Source organism: Actinosynnema mirum DSM 43827, from assembly GCF_000023245.1.
Classification (GTDB): Bacteria; Actinomycetota; Actinomycetes; order Mycobacteriales; family Pseudonocardiaceae; genus Actinosynnema; species Actinosynnema mirum.
The window spans coordinates 1,814,566-1,829,060 of record NC_013093.1 but is presented as its reverse complement, the minus strand read 5'-3'; the positions used below and the strand labels follow the sequence as shown (position 1 = coordinate 1,829,060).

General features: G+C 74.5%; 12 protein-coding genes. 8 read left to right on the top strand and 4 right to left on the bottom strand.

Annotated features, from left to right (window positions below; all coding sequences use genetic code 11):
• Window positions 1-122 precede the first annotated feature (122 nt).
• Genes urtA through urtE form a run of 5 tightly spaced genes read left to right on the top strand, consistent with a single transcriptional unit; the run spans window position 123 to window position 4,839 of the window.
• On the top strand, window positions 123-1,346 hold the full coding sequence (urtA, locus tag AMIR_RS08410) for an urea ABC transporter substrate-binding protein (RefSeq protein WP_015800512.1): 1,224 nt from the start codon (window positions 123-125) through the stop codon (window positions 1,344-1,346).
• Window position 1,347: 1 nt separating this feature from the next.
• Complete coding sequence (gene urtB, locus AMIR_RS08405; protein ID WP_015800511.1) at window positions 1,348-2,226, top strand: urea ABC transporter permease subunit UrtB; 879 nt, start codon at window positions 1,348-1,350, stop codon at window positions 2,224-2,226.
• Window positions 2,223-3,401 carry an urea ABC transporter permease subunit UrtC gene (gene urtC / locus AMIR_RS08400; protein ID WP_015800510.1) on the top strand — a complete coding sequence of 393 codons (1,179 nt, stop codon included), beginning with the start codon at window positions 2,223-2,225 and terminating at the stop codon, window positions 3,399-3,401. The genes urtB and urtC overlap by 4 nt, the downstream gene beginning before the upstream one ends.
• Window positions 3,398-4,144: an urea ABC transporter ATP-binding protein UrtD gene (urtD, locus tag AMIR_RS08395; protein WP_015800509.1), complete on the top strand. Its 747-nt coding sequence runs from the start codon at window positions 3,398-3,400 to the stop codon at window positions 4,142-4,144. The genes urtC and urtD overlap by 4 nt, the downstream gene beginning before the upstream one ends.
• Complete coding sequence (gene urtE / locus AMIR_RS08390; protein ID WP_015800508.1) at window positions 4,144-4,839, top strand: urea ABC transporter ATP-binding subunit UrtE; 696 nt, start codon at window positions 4,144-4,146, stop codon at window positions 4,837-4,839. Before urtD ends, urtE begins: the two co-directional genes overlap by 1 nt.
• A 43-nt stretch (window positions 4,840-4,882) precedes the next feature.
• On the opposite strand, the gene AMIR_RS08385 is transcribed toward urtE, so the two are convergent.
• Window positions 4,883-6,016, bottom strand: a complete 1,134-nt coding sequence (locus tag AMIR_RS08385) for an NHL repeat-containing protein (RefSeq protein ID WP_015800507.1) — start codon at window positions 6,014-6,016, stop codon at window positions 4,883-4,885.
• Window positions 6,013-6,771, bottom strand: a complete 759-nt coding sequence (locus AMIR_RS08380; RefSeq protein ID WP_015800506.1) for a bestrophin-like domain — start codon at window positions 6,769-6,771, stop codon at window positions 6,013-6,015. The genes AMIR_RS08385 and AMIR_RS08380 overlap by 4 nt, the downstream gene beginning before the upstream one ends.
• 401 nt (window positions 6,772-7,172) lie before the next feature.
• Here AMIR_RS08380 and AMIR_RS08375 point away from each other — a divergent pair, with 401 nt between their 5' ends.
• Window positions 7,173-7,625 (top strand): hypothetical protein, encoded by a 453-nt coding sequence (locus tag AMIR_RS08375; protein WP_041836651.1) that lies wholly within the window; start codon window positions 7,173-7,175, stop codon window positions 7,623-7,625.
• On the opposite strand, the gene AMIR_RS08370 is transcribed toward AMIR_RS08375, so the two are convergent.
• On the bottom strand, window positions 7,600-8,988 hold the full coding sequence (locus AMIR_RS08370; protein ID WP_015800504.1) for a helix-turn-helix domain-containing protein: 1,389 nt from the start codon (window positions 8,986-8,988) through the stop codon (window positions 7,600-7,602). The genes AMIR_RS08375 and AMIR_RS08370 overlap by 26 nt on opposite strands.
• Before the next feature lie 378 nt (window positions 8,989-9,366).
• Here AMIR_RS08370 and AMIR_RS08365 point away from each other — a divergent pair, with 378 nt between their 5' ends.
• A complete protein-coding gene (locus AMIR_RS08365; RefSeq protein WP_015800503.1) occupies window positions 9,367-11,070 on the top strand; it encodes a glycoside hydrolase family 27 protein in 1,704 nt (567 codons plus the stop codon).
• 376 nt (window positions 11,071-11,446) lie between these two features.
• Window positions 11,447-13,537, top strand: coding sequence for a PKD domain-containing protein (locus AMIR_RS08360; protein ID WP_015800502.1), 2,091 nt, complete (start codon window positions 11,447-11,449; stop codon window positions 13,535-13,537).
• Window positions 13,538-13,658: 121 nt separating this feature from the next.
• On the opposite strand, the gene AMIR_RS08355 is transcribed toward AMIR_RS08360, so the two are convergent.
• Window positions 13,659-14,294 (bottom strand): hypothetical protein, encoded by a 636-nt coding sequence (locus AMIR_RS08355; RefSeq protein WP_015800501.1) that lies wholly within the window; start codon window positions 14,292-14,294, stop codon window positions 13,659-13,661.
• Window positions 14,295-14,495: the final 201 nt, after the last annotated feature.

Below are 14,495 nucleotides of genomic sequence, written 5' to 3'. Positions count from 1 at the left end.
CGACGGGCCTTCGCGGTCCCGGAGCGGCGTTCTCCTCGCCACACTCCCGTAACCGGGGGATCGCTCGGCGCAACATCCCCTTCCTAGCTTCGAGGGGTTCCACCTGCCGAAAGGAGCCGCTGGTGCGATCCAGAACCCTTCGACGTGGTGCCGCAGCCCTCTTCCTCATCCCCCTGCTGGTCGCCGGGTGCGTGAGCGATCCGACCGCCGGGGGCGCGTCCGGCGAGAGCGCGACCGAGATCCGGGTGGGGGTGCTGCACTCGCTCAGCGGCACGATGGCCATCAGCGAGGTGACCGTCCGGGACGCCGAGCTGCTGGCGGTCGAGCAGCTCAACGCCTCGGGCGGGGTGCTGGGCAAGAAGCTGGTCCCGGTGGTGGAGGACGGGGCGTCGGACTGGCCGACGTTCGCCGAGAAGGCGCAGAAGCTCATCTCGCAGGACCGGGTGGCCGCCGTGTTCGGGGGCTGGACCTCCGCGAGCCGCAAGGCGATGCTGCCCGTGTTCGAGCGCAACAAGGCGCTGCTGTGGTACCCGGTGCAGTACGAGGGGCTGGAGAGCTCGCCGTACATCTTCTACACCGGCGCGACCACGAACCAGCAGATCGTCCCGGCGCTGGACTACCTGGCGGCGCAGGGGAAGAAGAGCCTGTTCCTGGTGGGCAGCGACTACGTGTTCCCGCGCACCGCCAACAAGATCATCAAGGCGTACGCGGCGGCGCGCGGCATCGAGGTGCTCGGCGAGGAGTACACGCCGCTGGGCCACACCGAGTACAGCACCGTGGTCAACAAGGTCGTCGACGCGCGGCCGGACGCGGTGTTCAACACCCTCAACGGGGACAGCAACGTGGCGTTCTTCAAGCAGCTGCGCGGTTCCGGCGTCACCCCGGAGCGCACGCCGGTGGTGTCGGTGAGCGTCGCCGAGGAGGAGGTGCGCGGCATCGGGCCGGAGAACGTCGCGGGGCACCTGGTGGCGTGGAACTACTACCAGACCACGGAAACCCAGGCCAACAGCGAGTTCGTCCGGGCCTACCGGGCGAAGTACGGCGCCGACAAGGTCACCTCGGACCCGATGGAGGCCGGGTACAACGCGGTGAAGCTGTGGGCGGCGGCGGTGACGGCGGCCGGGACCACCGAGGTGGAGGCCGTGCGCGAGGCCGCCGGTGGCATCGCCGTGGACGCGCCCGAGGGCCGCACCACCATCGACGGGGCGACCCAGCACGTGGCCAAGACCGCGCGGATCGGCGTGGTGCGGCCGGACGGGCAGATCGAACAGGTGTGGGCCTCGGACGGCCCGATCGCGCCGGACCCGTACCTCAAGGGGTACCCGTGGGCCTCGGGGCTGGGCTGACGTGGGCGCGCTGGCGAACCAGCTCCCCGTCGGGCTGAGCACGGCCGCCGTGCTGCTGCTGGCGGCGCTGGGGCTGACGTTCACCTTCGGCCAGATGGGCGTGGTGAACATGGCGCACGGCGAGTTCGTGATGGCGGGCGCGTACACCGCCTACCTGGTGCAGGGCGCGCTCGGCGGGTCGGCGTTCCTGCTCTCGCTGCCTGCGGCGTTCGTGGTGGCCGGGCTGCTGGGGCTGGCGCTGGAGGCGTCGCTGCTGCGGCGCTTCCACGGCAGACCGCTGGACACGCTGCTGCTGACCTGGGGCGTGAGCCTGGTCCTGCAGCAGGTGGCGCGGGACGTGTTCGGCGCGCCGAACGTGCAGGTGGTGTCGCCGCCGTGGCTCGTGGGCGGGGTGGAGCTGCTGGGCGTTCGGCTGCCGCACAACCGGGTGTTCATCATCGGGCTGGCGGCGCTGTGCGCGGTCGGCGTGTGGCTGTACCTGGCCAGGTCGCCGCAGGGCAGGCGGGTGCGGGCGGTGGTGCAGAACCGGGAGCTGGCGGCGTGCAGCGGCGTCGCGACCGGGCGGGTCGACCGGCTCACGTTCCTGCTCGGCTCCGGGCTGGCCGGGGTCGCCGGGGTGGCGCTCACCCTGGTCGGTCCGGTCGGGCCGACGCTGGGCGGGGCGTACCTGGTGGACGCGTTCCTGGTGGTGGTCGCGGGTGGGCTCGGGCAGCTGCGCGGCGCGGTGCTCGCGGCGGTGGCGCTGGGGTTCCTGAACAGCTTCCTGGAGCTGTACACGGACGCGAGCCTGGCCAAGGCGCTGGTGCTGGCGGCGGTGATCGTGTTCCTCCAGTTCCGGCCGCAGGGCATGTTCGTGCTGCGCGGGAGGTCGCTGGCATGAGCGGTGGGGTTCAAGCGCGCCAAGGGCTCTCGCGGTTCGCGCTGCCGCTGTGCGTGGTGCTGCTGGCGGTCGCCCCGCTGGTGCTGTCCCCGTTCCGGCTCGGGCTGCTGGCGAAGTACCTGTGCTTCGCGATCGTCGCCGTGGGCATCGCGGTGGCGTGGGGGCGCGGCGGGATGCTCGTGCTGGGGCAGGGCGTGTTCTTCGGGCTCGGCGGCTACGCCATGGGGATGCACCTGTTGCTCGCCGAGGCCGGGGCCGCCGGGCTGCCGGACTTCATGGTGTGGAGCGGGGTCGAGGAGCTGCCCGCGCTGTGGGCGCCGTTCGCGAACCCGGTGTTCGCGCTCGCGGCCGTGGTGGTGCTGCCCGGCGCGGTCGCGTTCTGCCTGGGGCTGCTGGTGTTCCGGCAGCGGGTGCGCGGCGCGTACTTCGCGATCCTGTCCCAGGCGCTGGCCGCCGCGTTCGTGATCCTGCTGGTCGGGCGGCAGGGGGTGACCGGCGGGACGAACGGGCTGACGAACTTCGGCTCGTTCTTCGGGCTGGACCTGGCCGACCCGGCCGGGCAGCGCGCCGTGTACTGGATCACCGCCGCCGCGCTGGTGGTGGTGTTCCTGGTGGCGCGGTGGGTGGTGCGCGGGCCGTTCGGGCGGTTGCTGGTGGCGGTGCGCGACGGCGAGGACCGGGTGCGGTTCCTCGGGTACGACCCGGCGCTGGTGAAGACGCTGGTGTTCACCGGGTCGGCGGTGGCGGCGGGGATCGCGGGGGCGCTGTTCGTGCCGGTCGTCGGGATCATCTCGCCCGCGCTGCTCGGGGTGGCCCCCTCGCTGGAACTGCTGGTGGGGGTCGCGGTGGGCGGGCGGTTCTCGCTGGCGGGCGCGGTGGTCGGGGCGATCGCGGTGAACTACGCGAAGACGGTGTTCAGCGAGGACTTCGCGGAGGGCTGGCTGTACCTGCAGGGCGGGTTGTTCGTGCTGGTGCTGGTGTTCGCGCCGCGCGGGCTGGCCGGGCTGGTGGAGCGGGGGCGGGAGTGGTGGGCGGCTCGGGCGGGTGGACGGGCCGGTGACGCGGGCGGTTCCGGCGGCACAAGCGGTTCCGGTGACGCGGGCGGTTCCGGCGGCGCGGGCGGTTCCGGTGGCGTGACGGGCGCCGGCTGGCGGAACGAGGGGGTGGCCGGGTGAGCGCGGCGCTGGAGGTGCGCGGGCTGCGGGTGGGGTTCGACGGGCACCCCGCGCTCGACGGGCTGGACCTGACCGTCGAGGAGGGCGAGCTGCGGTTCCTGATCGGCCCGAACGGCGCGGGCAAGACCACGCTGATCGACGTGATCACCGGGCTGACCAGGCCGTCCTCCGGGAGCGTCCGGTTCGGCGGCCGGGAGCTGGTCGGCCTGCCCGAGCACCGCGTCGTGCGGTTGGGCGTGGGGCGCACGTTCCAGACGGCGGCGGTGTTCGAGGAGCTGACCGTGCGGGAGAACCTGGAGCTGGCCGCCGGGTTCCGCGCTCCCCTGCGCACCCTGCTGCGGCGCCCGCGCGGACGCTCGGCCGAGGTGGGGCGGGCCCTGGCGACCACCGGGCTCGCGGCGCTCGCCGGGCGGCGGGCCGGGGTGCTCTCGCACGGGCAGCGGCAGTGGCTGGAGATCGGGATGCTGCTGGCGCAGCGACCGGGGTTGCTGCTGCTGGACGAGCCGGTGGCGGGCATGAGCCGGGACGAGCGGGAGCGCACCGGGGAGCTGCTGGCGGCGGTCGCGGCCGAGCACACGGTCGTCGTGGTGGAGCACGACATGGAGTTCCTGCGCCGGTACGCGCGCACGGTCACCGTGCTGCACCAGGGAAAGGTGCTGCGCGAGGGCGCGGTGGACGAGGTGCGGGCGGACCCGGTGGTGCGCGAGGTGTACCTGGGCCGCTCCGGCGGGAGGGCCGACTGATGCTCGCGGTGTCCGATGTGGACGTCCACTACGGACGATCCCAGGTGCTGTTCGGCGTGGGCCTGGACGTGCCCGCCGGGTCGCTGGTGTGCGTGCTGGGGCGCAACGGGGTCGGGAAGACGACGCTGCTCAAGACCGTCGTCGGCCTGCTGCGCCCGACCTCGGGGACGGTGCTGCTGGACGGTGTGGACGTCACCCGGACCCCGGTGCACCGCAGGGTGCGCGCGGGGCTGGCGTACGTGCCGCAGGGGCACGTGGTGTTCCCGCAGCTGACCGTGGCGGAGAACCTGCGGGTGGTCGCCGAGGCCCGGCCCGGCAAGGACGCGGGCGCGGTGGACGACGCGCTGTCGGTGTTCCCGGCGCTGGTCCCGCTGCTGCGGCGGCGGGCCGGGCTGCTGTCGGGCGGGCAGCGGCAGCAGCTGGCGATCGCGCGGGCGCTGGTGGCGCGGCCCCGGCTGCTGGTGCTGGACGAGCCGACCGAGGGCGTGCAGCCGTCCGTGGTCGACGAGATCGAGGCGGCGGTGCGGCGGCTGCACCGGGAGGTGGGGCTGACCGTGCTGCTGGTCGAGCAGCACGTGGACCTGGCGGCGCGGCTGGCGGACCGGTTCGCGCTGCTGGACGCGGGCGAGGTGGTGCGCTCCGGCGACGCGGCGGAACTGCGGGGCGAGGAGGTGCGGCGGCTGCTGTCGGTGTGACCGGGGCTCGTCCGGTGACCGGGGCCAGTCCGATCACCGGGGCCTACCTGGTGCGCCGGGACCCGACCTGCCTGGCCGCCGCCGCGCCGCCGAGCACGAGGAGCAGCGCGACCAGGCCCCAGCGGCGCTGGTCGTCCACGGTGTGCAGCAGCGGGTTCAGGCCCGCCGCCTCGACCTCCTCCGTGCGCCGCCTCGGGTCCCGCACGGCGGGCTGGCCCTCCACGAGCTCCTGCTCCGGCGCGGGTTCCGCCATCGGCGCGGAGCTCGGGGCCGGACCGGGGCTCGGCACGGGGGCGGGTGGCACGGCGGGCGCCTGCGCGACGGGCGGCTGCGGCGCGGGCTGCTGCGGGGCCTGGGGCTGGGCCGGTCGGGGCTGCGCCGGTTGGGGTTGGGCCGGTTGGGGTTGGGGCTGTGGCTTGGGCTGCGGCTGCGGCCGGGGCGGGTTGCGCACGACCAGGCAGCCGGACGCGTCGAGCGTGCTGAACGCGACCCGCGTGCCCAGCTCCACCACCGTCCCGGTGCCGTCCAGCGCGACCTTGAACCGGGTGCTGAGCCCACCGCTCGCGTCCCGGTTGGCCGTGGCGTAGAGCGCGCCGTCCGGTCCGAGCACGACCGAGCCGTAGCTGGTCATGCCCGGCGGCAGCGCGCCCGTGCCGTCGACGGGCCGCACGGAGCCGGTGGCCGGGTCGACCCGCACCACCCGGCCGGCGCCGCGCGCGTCCACCACGACCCCGTACAGCAGGCCGTCCACCGGGTTGAGGTCGAAGTCGTTGATGGTCAGCGCGGTGGTGGGCAGCCAGGTCTCGTCCACGACCAGCAGGTAGTCAGGGCTGGTCGGGTTGATGTCCACGGCCAGCAGCAGGCGTCCGGACCGCACCACGAGCCGGTCGCCGACGACCACGCCCGCCGTCGCGCCGCGCAGCAGGTCGGACCGGCGCACCGGCAGCGGGACCCGCGCGCCGCGCCGGTCGAACGCGATCACGCGCCCGTCCGCGTCGACGCCGTAGACCAGGTCCTGCGCGGCGGAGTAGCCGATCGCGGTGACCCGGACGTCGAGCACCGCCAGCGGGGAGACCACGCCCGCGGGCAGCTCGATGCCGACCACCGAGGACGGCCCGAGCTCCAGCGCCTCGACCTGGATCGAGGCGCACACCGCCAGCAGGACCTCCCCGATCACGCCAACCGCTCCACGGCGGCCTGGAACGCGTCCGGCCCGACGTCCGCGCCCCCGTCGAACGGGTTCTGCAGCTGGTAGGTGGCGAACAGCAGCAGCGCCATCGCGGCGGCGAGGGTGCCGACGATGACGACGTGCGTGCGCACCAGCGGGCCGCCGAACAGCAGCGGCATCGCCAGGGACAGCGCGGTGCCGAGCGCGAGGGTGAACCAGATGACGGAGCTGACGCGCCCGCTGGCCGCGTCGAGCCGCTCCTGGCGGGCCTCGTAGACGGCCCAGAGCTTGCGGGTGGCCTCGGCCTTGCGGTCGACCTGCCAGTCGTCGGTGGTCGGCGCGGAGGCCACGACCTTGCGCATCTGGTCGAGGGTGGCCCAGCCGGAGGAGTCGACGGCCGTGCCGGTGCGCATCACCGGCCACTCCTCGTCGGCGACGGTCATGGCGTAGTGGCGGGCGAGCTCGCGCACCTCGGCCCCGGTGTCCGGGGAGAGCGCGTCGCTGGCCCAGCTGGCGGCGACGAGGCTGTCGGCCTCGGCGAACGCCCCGTCGCCCGCGCTGGTCACGCCGTCGAACAGGGCGATGAGGACGAACGCCACGAGCACGGCGTGCAGGCCGCCGACGATGGTGAAGACCTGGCCCGCGGCCTCGTTGTTCTCGGCACGGCCCTCGTCGGCGCCGAAGCGGCGGATGAGGTAGGCCAGCAGCGCGGCGGCCACGGCCGCCCCGCCGACCCACAGGAAGCCCGTGATGTAGACCGACATCTCGTCCTCTCGCCGTCGGGCCGACGCGGGCGCGGGGCTGTCCGCGGTGTTCTCCCGACCCGTTCGCCCGGAACGTAGCGAGCGGCGAGAACGGGGGACAAGATCGTTCATCCGGGCGATGAGGAATGTCGTTCGCGCAGGTGAAGGGTGGGGGTTGGCGGTGGCTCGGGGCAGCAGGAATGCGGGTTCGGGTGTCACTCCCCGGTGGTTTTCCTTTCTACGGGGTGAAAAAGCGGTCACTCGGCGCAGTTTGCTGTGGTGGGGCTGCGGTTGCCCGCGCCCGCCGTGTTCGGGCGTGTTCGGCGGTGTTCGCGCCGCGGCTGCCGGTGGACGCGCCCGGTGCAGGGTTCGGGGGCGCGTCCCGGAGCGGCCGGGGCGTTCGGAGGGGATCGGTGGTTGCCATGAAGAGGTTCCTGGGCGCGGCGCTGGCCTGCTCGGCGGTGGCGGTGGTCGGGGCGGCGGCGCCCGCGTCGGCGGCGGGCTCGTTCTACGCGCCCGCGCTGCCCTGGAGCACGTCCGGCGCGCCGAGCACGCCGTGGACCGCGTCGATCAGCGAGTGCTTCGGCGGGAGCAGGTGCGGCGGGTCGGGGAGCGCGCTGACCGTGCAGACGCCCGCGACCTGGATCGGGACGGTGGGGGTGCGGGCGCACGACCGGGTCGGGGACACCACGAAGGCCACGCTGTTCGTGCTGGTGGACGGGGCGCAGGTCGGGGCGGTGGACGTGAAGGCGGCCGGGGAGACGCACTACTTCGCGGTCGGCCGGGTCGGGTCGGAGGTCCGGCTGGTCGCGGCGGCGTCCCCGTCCTCGTGGTCGGACGAGATCGTGGTCAGCGGGGTGCTGGTGACGCCGTGAGGCCGGGCTCCCCGAGCTCGGCGGCGTAGGCGCGCAGCAGCCCGTGCATGGTGAACCGGTCCCCACCGCCGCGCCGCAGCAGGTGCGCGCGGGCCAGCGCGTCGAGCAGCTCGGCGGCCCGGCGCGCGGTGGTGCCCGCGGCCTCGGCGAGCGCGCGCGGGTCGACGCGGCGGCCGAGGCGGGAGCCGACGACGTGGAAGGCCCGGACCGCCTCGGGCGGGAGGTGGCGCAGCGACCAGGAGAGCACCTCGCGCACGTCGGTGCGCCGGTCGGCGGTGGTGGCGAGCAGGTCGAGCGGGGCGGCGGTCAGCCCCTCGGCGAGCGCGGCGGCGTCCCCGCCGGTGGCGAGCAGCCGCTCGGCGGCCAGGCGCAGCGCCAGCGGCAGCCCGCAGCAGCGCAGCGCGAGGCGGCGCGCGGCGGCCGGGTCGGCGTCGAGGCGACCGCCGGTGAGGGCGGTGAGCAGGGCGGCGGACTCGGACAGGGGCAGCACGTCCAGGTCGAGGCGGCGCGCGCCGTGCCGGACGACCAGGCCTGCGGCGCTGTCCCGGCTGGTCACCACGACCAGGCAGCCGGGGACGCCGGGCAGCAGCGGGCAGACCTGCTCGGCGTCGCGGGCGTTGTCCAGCACGATCAGCGCCCGCCGCCCGGCCAGCTCGGTGCGCAGCGCCGCCGAGGACGGCGGCCCGGCGGCCCCGAGACCGCGCAGCAGCGCCCCGAGCGCGGCACGGCCGGACACCGGCCGCCCGACGTCGTAGCCGCGCAGGTCGAGGTAGAGCGTGCCGTCGGGGAAGTGCCGCCCCACGCGGTGCGCCCACCGCACCACCAGCGCGGTCTTGCCCACCCCGGCGGGACCGGAGACCACGACGATGCCGGGGAGCGCCGGGGTGCACGCGGCACCGAGCTCCGCCGGGCCGGTCGGGCCGGCAGGCATCGCCGGATCGCGCGGGTCCGCCAGCGCGGCCAGGCCGCTCGCGCCGCCCACCAGCCCGTCCAGCTCCCCCAGCTCCCGCTCCCGCCCCACGAACGCCCACACCTCCGGCGGCAGCTCGCGGGGCGCCCTGCGGCCGGGCCCCCTCCTGCGGCGGGACTCCTCGACGTGGTCGCGGGCGGTGGCCAGGGCGCCCTGCTCCGCCGGGGTCGCGCCGAACAGCCTGGCCAGCTCGTCCAGCCGGTCGGTGGGCGGCAGCGCGGCGCCGGTGAGGTAGTCGGACACCGCGCCGACCGCGTAGCCGGTGCGCGCGGCGATCTGGCGGACCGTCAGCTGCGGTCGGCCGTCCCTGCGCGCGCACCGCCTGCGCAGGTCGCGCAGCGCGGCGGCGAGGTGCGCGAGCCCGTCCGCGCCGGGCCGTGCGGGCGTTGCCACGGCGTTCCCCCTTCCCCCGCTGGCTTGGTCGCCCGCGGGCCGCCGGTCGTGATGCCCGTGTCGGGTGATGCCGCGAAACCCCACCCGTCCGTGCGACCGGGGGCCATCAGGGGGGGTTCACGGGCGCAAGAGGCGATCCGCCCCGACTGCGGGAAGGCGAAGTCCGGTCAGCCCCACCCGGACGGCCGCTCGCCGCAACCCGTGCCACGTCCCGGCGGTGTGCCGCGTCAGCGTTGTGGAGCAGCGGGGCCGCTCGGGGATTGGGCTGTTCGGTGATACTTCCGCAAAGCCCGTTGTGCCAGGCCTACCCCACACCTGACGATCTTCCTCCCACGTTGGCGCACAACGGAGTCCACTGACGAGGGGGGCATCTCAACCATGCACCGAGCGCGCACTCTGATCACCGGGGCCGTCCTGGCCCTGCTGGCCGCCGGGGTGGCGGTCCCGTTCCCGGCCTCGGCCGCACCCTCGACCGGCCAGGCGCAGCCCCGGCGGACCGAGCCCGCCCAGCCCCAACCCGCCCAGCCCCAACCCGCCCAGCCCGCCACCGGGTTCGACGGCGCGGCCATCCCGCGCGACCCGGTCGTCCCGATGCTCGACGACGGCGCGTCGCGCGTCCCGCCGATGGGGTTCAACAACTGGAACTCCTTCGGCTGCGACGTCACCGAAGAGCTGATCATGGCCACCGCCGACATCTTCGTGACCTCCGGTCTGAAGGACGCCGGCTACCAGTACGTCAACATCGACGACTGCTGGTCCACGCGCGAGCGCGACGCGGACGGCAACCTGGTGCCCGACCCGGTCAAGTTCCCCAAGGGCATCAAGCACGTCGCCGACTACGTGCACTCCAGGGGCCTGCTCCTGGGCCTGTACGGCGACGCGGGCACGCTCACCTGCGCGGGCTACCCCGGCAGCCTCGGCCACGAGCAGCGCGACGCGGCGGCCTTCGCGTCGTGGGGCGTGGACTACCTGAAGTACGACAACTGCTACAACCAGGGCATCGACGCCCGCCAGCGCTACACGACCATGCGGGACGCGCTGCTGGCCACCGGCAGGCGGATCGTGTTCAGCGTCTGCGAGTGGGGCGAGAACCAGCCGTGGACGTGGGCCCGCGACGTCGGCCACCTGTGGCGCACCACCCCGGACATCACCGACACCTGGGGCAGCGTCGTGGACATCTTCCACCGCAACGCCCCGCTCAACGACGCGGCGGGCCCCGGCGGCTGGAACGACCCGGACATGCTGGAGGTCGGCAACGGCGGCATGACCACCACCGAGTACCGCAGCCACTTCACGCTGTGGGCGCAGATGGCGGCCCCGCTGCTGATCGGCGCGGACCTGCGGGTGGCCACGCCGGAGACCATGGCGATCTACCTCAACCGGGGGCTGATCGCGGTCAACCAGGACCCGCTGGGCGTGCAGGCGCGGCCGGTGTCCTCGTCCGGGGCGCGGCACGTGCTGAGCAAGCCGCTGGCGAACGGCGACCGGTCGGTGGTGCTGTTCAACGAGGGCGGCGCCGAGGCGGTGGTCGGCACGTCGCTGCAGGCGATCGGGCTGCCCGGCGGCGGGTCGACCGCGACGGACCTGTGGACCGGGGCGACGCGGCGGTTCACCGGGGCGATCACCGCGCGGGTGCCCGCGCACGGCGTGGTGGCGATGCGGATCAGGGCGGACGCGGCGCCCCCGGCGGGCGCGACGAACCTGGTCGGCGGGTCGTCGGGGCGCTGCCTGGACCTGCCGGGCGGCCGGACCGGGGTGCAGGTCGCGCTGTGGGACTGCAACGGCGGGCCGAACCAGCAGTTCCGGCACACCGCGTCGGGCGAGCTGCGGGTGCAGGGCGAGCACTGCCTCGAGGCGTTCGCGAACGGCGTGGCCGAGGGCACGCAGGTGGTGACGTGGCAGTGCAACGGCGGGGCGAACCAGCGGTGGACGCGGCAGGCGTCCGGGCAGCTGGTGAACGCCGGGAGCGGGCTGTGCCTGGACGTGACGGCCGGGCACCTTCCGGAGAACAACCTGAACGGGTCGCCGATCGCGCTGTGGCAGTGCAACAGCGGCCCGAACCAGCGGTGGTCGCGGCAGTAGCGGCGCCCGCCCGGCCGCCCGCCTGAGCGTCTGCTGGGCGGCCTGCTGGGCGGCCTGCTGGACGCGCACGGGTGGCGCTCCCCCGGAGGGGGTTCCGCCCGTGCGCGCTCCGCGTTCTCGGGCGGATCTCCCCGCGTCCCCCACCTGTGCGGGTGGATTTTTACGCCGGGAAGATCCTAACGGGACACTCGCCCACCGAGACGATGAGTACGCTTCCCTCAATCCTCCCAAGTGGATGGTCCGCGTCGCTGGACCGGGTGAGACCGGAGCCGCAGTCCTGTTACCTGCGGTTACTCACCTCTTAGAGTCGGCGTCCGATCAGTTCGTTTGCGTTTTCCTCATTGCGCGGACATCCACTGCGAGGGGAAGTGACGACGTGGTATCTCAACGCGGGGTCGGCGCGGTAGCGCTGGCGCTGGCCGGACTGCTGGTGGGTGGGGCATCGCCCGCACTGGCGGCCACGACCGGGAACCTGCCCGGTGGCACCAGCATCGGGGTCTCGATCACCGGGCCGAACCAGGGGGCCGTGCTCCCGCAGGGGGTCGCCACGATCACCGGAACGGCGTCGATCGGCCTCGGCGTCCCGGTGGTGGACACGGCGCTCACCTACGTGGTGGACGCCTCCAGCAGCACCGGCAGCCCCTGCACGACCACCCAGACGGTGCTCGGCTGCGAGGTGGGCGCGGCGCGGGGCCTCAACCAGATCGCCGCCGCCTCGCGGTCCGTGGTCGGCTCGGTGGGCGCGGTCGCGTTCGGCACGAAGGCGGCCATCGCCGACGTGGGCCCCGCGGCGGGCGACCAGCGGTTGACCGGGCCGGGGACCGACTCGAACGGCAATGGCACGCCGGACGTGGAGGAGGCGCTGGCCTCGATCCGCGCGGGCGGCGTGGACCGGTTCACCGCGCGGACCTTCTCGGCGGGCACCGACTACGTGCCCGCGCTGCTGGCGTCGAACACGGTCACGGCGGCGCAGACCCAGAAGCGCAAGATCGTGGTGTTCCTGTCGGACGGCTTCTCCGGCTCCAACGTGGGCGCGGCGGTCGCCGCCGCCGGTCCCGACGTGGACATCTACACCTTCGCGGTGGGCGCGGGCGCGAGCTGCGACGGGGTGAACTACGCGTCGAGCATGCAGCGCATCGCGGACGTGACCGGCGGGACGTGCACCGAGGTGCCGAACCCGGCGGCGCTGCCGAGCATCGTGCCCAGCGTGATCAACGCGACGCTGACGGGCCTGACGGTCAGCGTCGACAACGGACCGCAGGTGCCGATCACCGCGCTGTCGGTCGCGGCGCTGCCGCAGACCGGGCCGACGCAGATCAACTGGACGGTGCCGACGGCGCCGCTGGGCGTGGGCGCGCACCGGGTGTGCGTGACCGCGAACGGCAACGACGGCGGGGGTGACGGCAGCGTCACCGACTGCGTGAACGTGACGGTGCAGGCGCCGCCGGGGATCACCCCGGGTGGTCCGTACACCACGGCCGAGGGCACGGCGGTGTCCGTCGGTGGGACGCTGGTGAACCCGCCGGTCGGGCTGGTGACCACGCGGTGGACCGCCACGCCGCTGTCCGGGGTCGGCGCCGGGGCCAGTTGCTCCTTCGCCGACCCGAACGCCCTGAACACGACCGTGACCTGCAACGACAACGGCGTGTGGACGTTGACCCTGACCGCGAACGACGGGGTGAACGGGCCGGTGACCGGGACGACGACGGTGACCGTGGCCAACGCGAACCCGGTGGTGTCGGTGTCCACGTCGGGCGCGGCGCAGGCCGGGTCGGCCGTGACGGTGACCGGGACGATCACCGATCCCGGCGCGAACGACACGTTCACCTGCCGGATCGACTTCGGCGACGGGACCGTGGTGAACGCGACCGTCACGGGGAGCACCTGCTCCGCCGCGCACGCCTACGGCGCGGTCGGGCAGTACACCGTGCGGGTGACCGCGACCGACGACGACGGCGGGGTGGGCACCGGCAGCACGACCACGGCGGCGTTCGCGCGGGCCGAGGCGTGGGGCCTGAGCGCGGCCGGGCTGATCACGCTGGCCAAGACGCCGTACTCGGCGTGCCCGCCGAGCACGAACAACAGCACGCTGTCGCTCAACGTGGTGAACCTGCTGACGGTGGGCGCGGTCAACGCGAACTGCAACGTGGACAGCACCACCGGCACGACCACGGCGTTCAGCTCGGTGGCGGGCGGCAGCCTGCTGCTGGGGGCGATCACGATCGGGGCGGTGTCCGCGCAGTGCACGTCGACCGGCGACGGGCTGGCCGGGTCCTCGACGGTGGCCTCGATCAACGGGCAGATCGTCGGGACCGCGACGGCGACGATCAACATCCTGGGCGTGGCGCAGATCTACGTGAACCAGACGGTGATCGGGGCGGACGGGTCGCTGACCCAGTACGCGGTCCGGGTCGTGACGCCGCTGGGCCAGGAGATCGTGGTGGCCGGGTGCCGGATCGGGTTCTGATCCGGGACGGTGGACCGCCGGTCGGCTGACCGGTGAGCGCTCCGGGCGGGGGCGGGACGGGGATCTTCCCCGGACCGCCCCCGCTTCGCCGTCCGGGGGGGTTCCGCAGGCCGGGGTCCGCTCAGCCCTCGGCGGCGGTCACGTCCTCCACCCGCGCGTACAGCACCACCTCGTTGACCTCCAGCCGGTTGATCAGCCGCAGCGCGGCGACCACCCCGCTGCCCACCAGGCCGTCCTCGACCTCGCCGAACTCGAACTCGCCGAGGGCGCGTCGGGGCGTCCCGGTGTCGAGGAACCCGAACACGGCGGCCTTGTCGGCGGGCGGCGCGAGGGTGAGCAGGCAGCGGCGGACCCGGCGCAGCCGCACCCCGCCCGCCTCGTCGCCCAGCAGCAGCGCGTGCAGCAGGTCCTTGGCCTCGGCGAGCAGCACCTCGGCCAGCGGCGAGCGGTGCGCGGGGCCGATCAGCGGGCCGCCGGGCGCGGGTGGCGCGAGCAGGCAGCACTCGGCGTCCAGGCGCTCGGAGGTCCAGGCGGTGAGCTGGGCGACGGCGTCGGCGAGGGTGCACCGGGTCAGCGGGAGGCCGGTGACCCGGTGCACGGGGGCCGCGACCAGGCCGAACCGGGGGGCGATCTCGCCGAGCAGCTGGTCGACCACCCACTCGTGGGGCTGGTCCAGCAGCCTGGCGCGCAGTTCGGCGACGACGCGCGCGCCCACGTCCGCCTGCGCGCTGCGGACCAGGTCGTGCAGATCGGTCATGTGCCCCGACGCTAGTGATCCACCGACCCCGCCGAGCCGCCATCACCCGGTTGTGCGGTTGCGTTTCACCCCGCTGGCCGCAGGGCCCGCACCGGCCCGGAACCGGCTCGATCCGGCCCCCGCTCGGGGCGGTTCACGCCGGAACGCCGACCCGGCGCCGGGAGCCTGGACGCGGACGCGGGTCCGGGTTCAGAACAGCCG

Bases quoted from the DNA above. Each gene is read 5' to 3' on its own strand.
- urtE (WP_015800508.1), top strand. From the start codon at position 4,144: ATGCTCGCGGTGTCCGATGTGGACGTCCACTACGGACGATCCCAGGTG.
- urtC (WP_015800510.1), top strand. From the start codon at position 2,223: ATGAGCGGTGGGGTTCAAGCGCGCCAAGGGCTCTCGCGGTTCGCGCTG.
- AMIR_RS08375 (WP_041836651.1), top strand. From the start codon at position 7,173: ATGAAGAGGTTCCTGGGCGCGGCGCTGGCCTGCTCGGCGGTGGCGGTG.
- AMIR_RS08380 (WP_015800506.1), bottom strand. From the start codon at position 6,771: ATGTCGGTCTACATCACGGGCTTCCTGTGGGTCGGCGGGGCGGCCGTG.
- AMIR_RS08365 (WP_015800503.1), top strand. From the start codon at position 9,367: ATGCACCGAGCGCGCACTCTGATCACCGGGGCCGTCCTGGCCCTGCTG.
- AMIR_RS08355 (WP_015800501.1), bottom strand. From the start codon at position 14,294: ATGACCGATCTGCACGACCTGGTCCGCAGCGCGCAGGCGGACGTGGGC.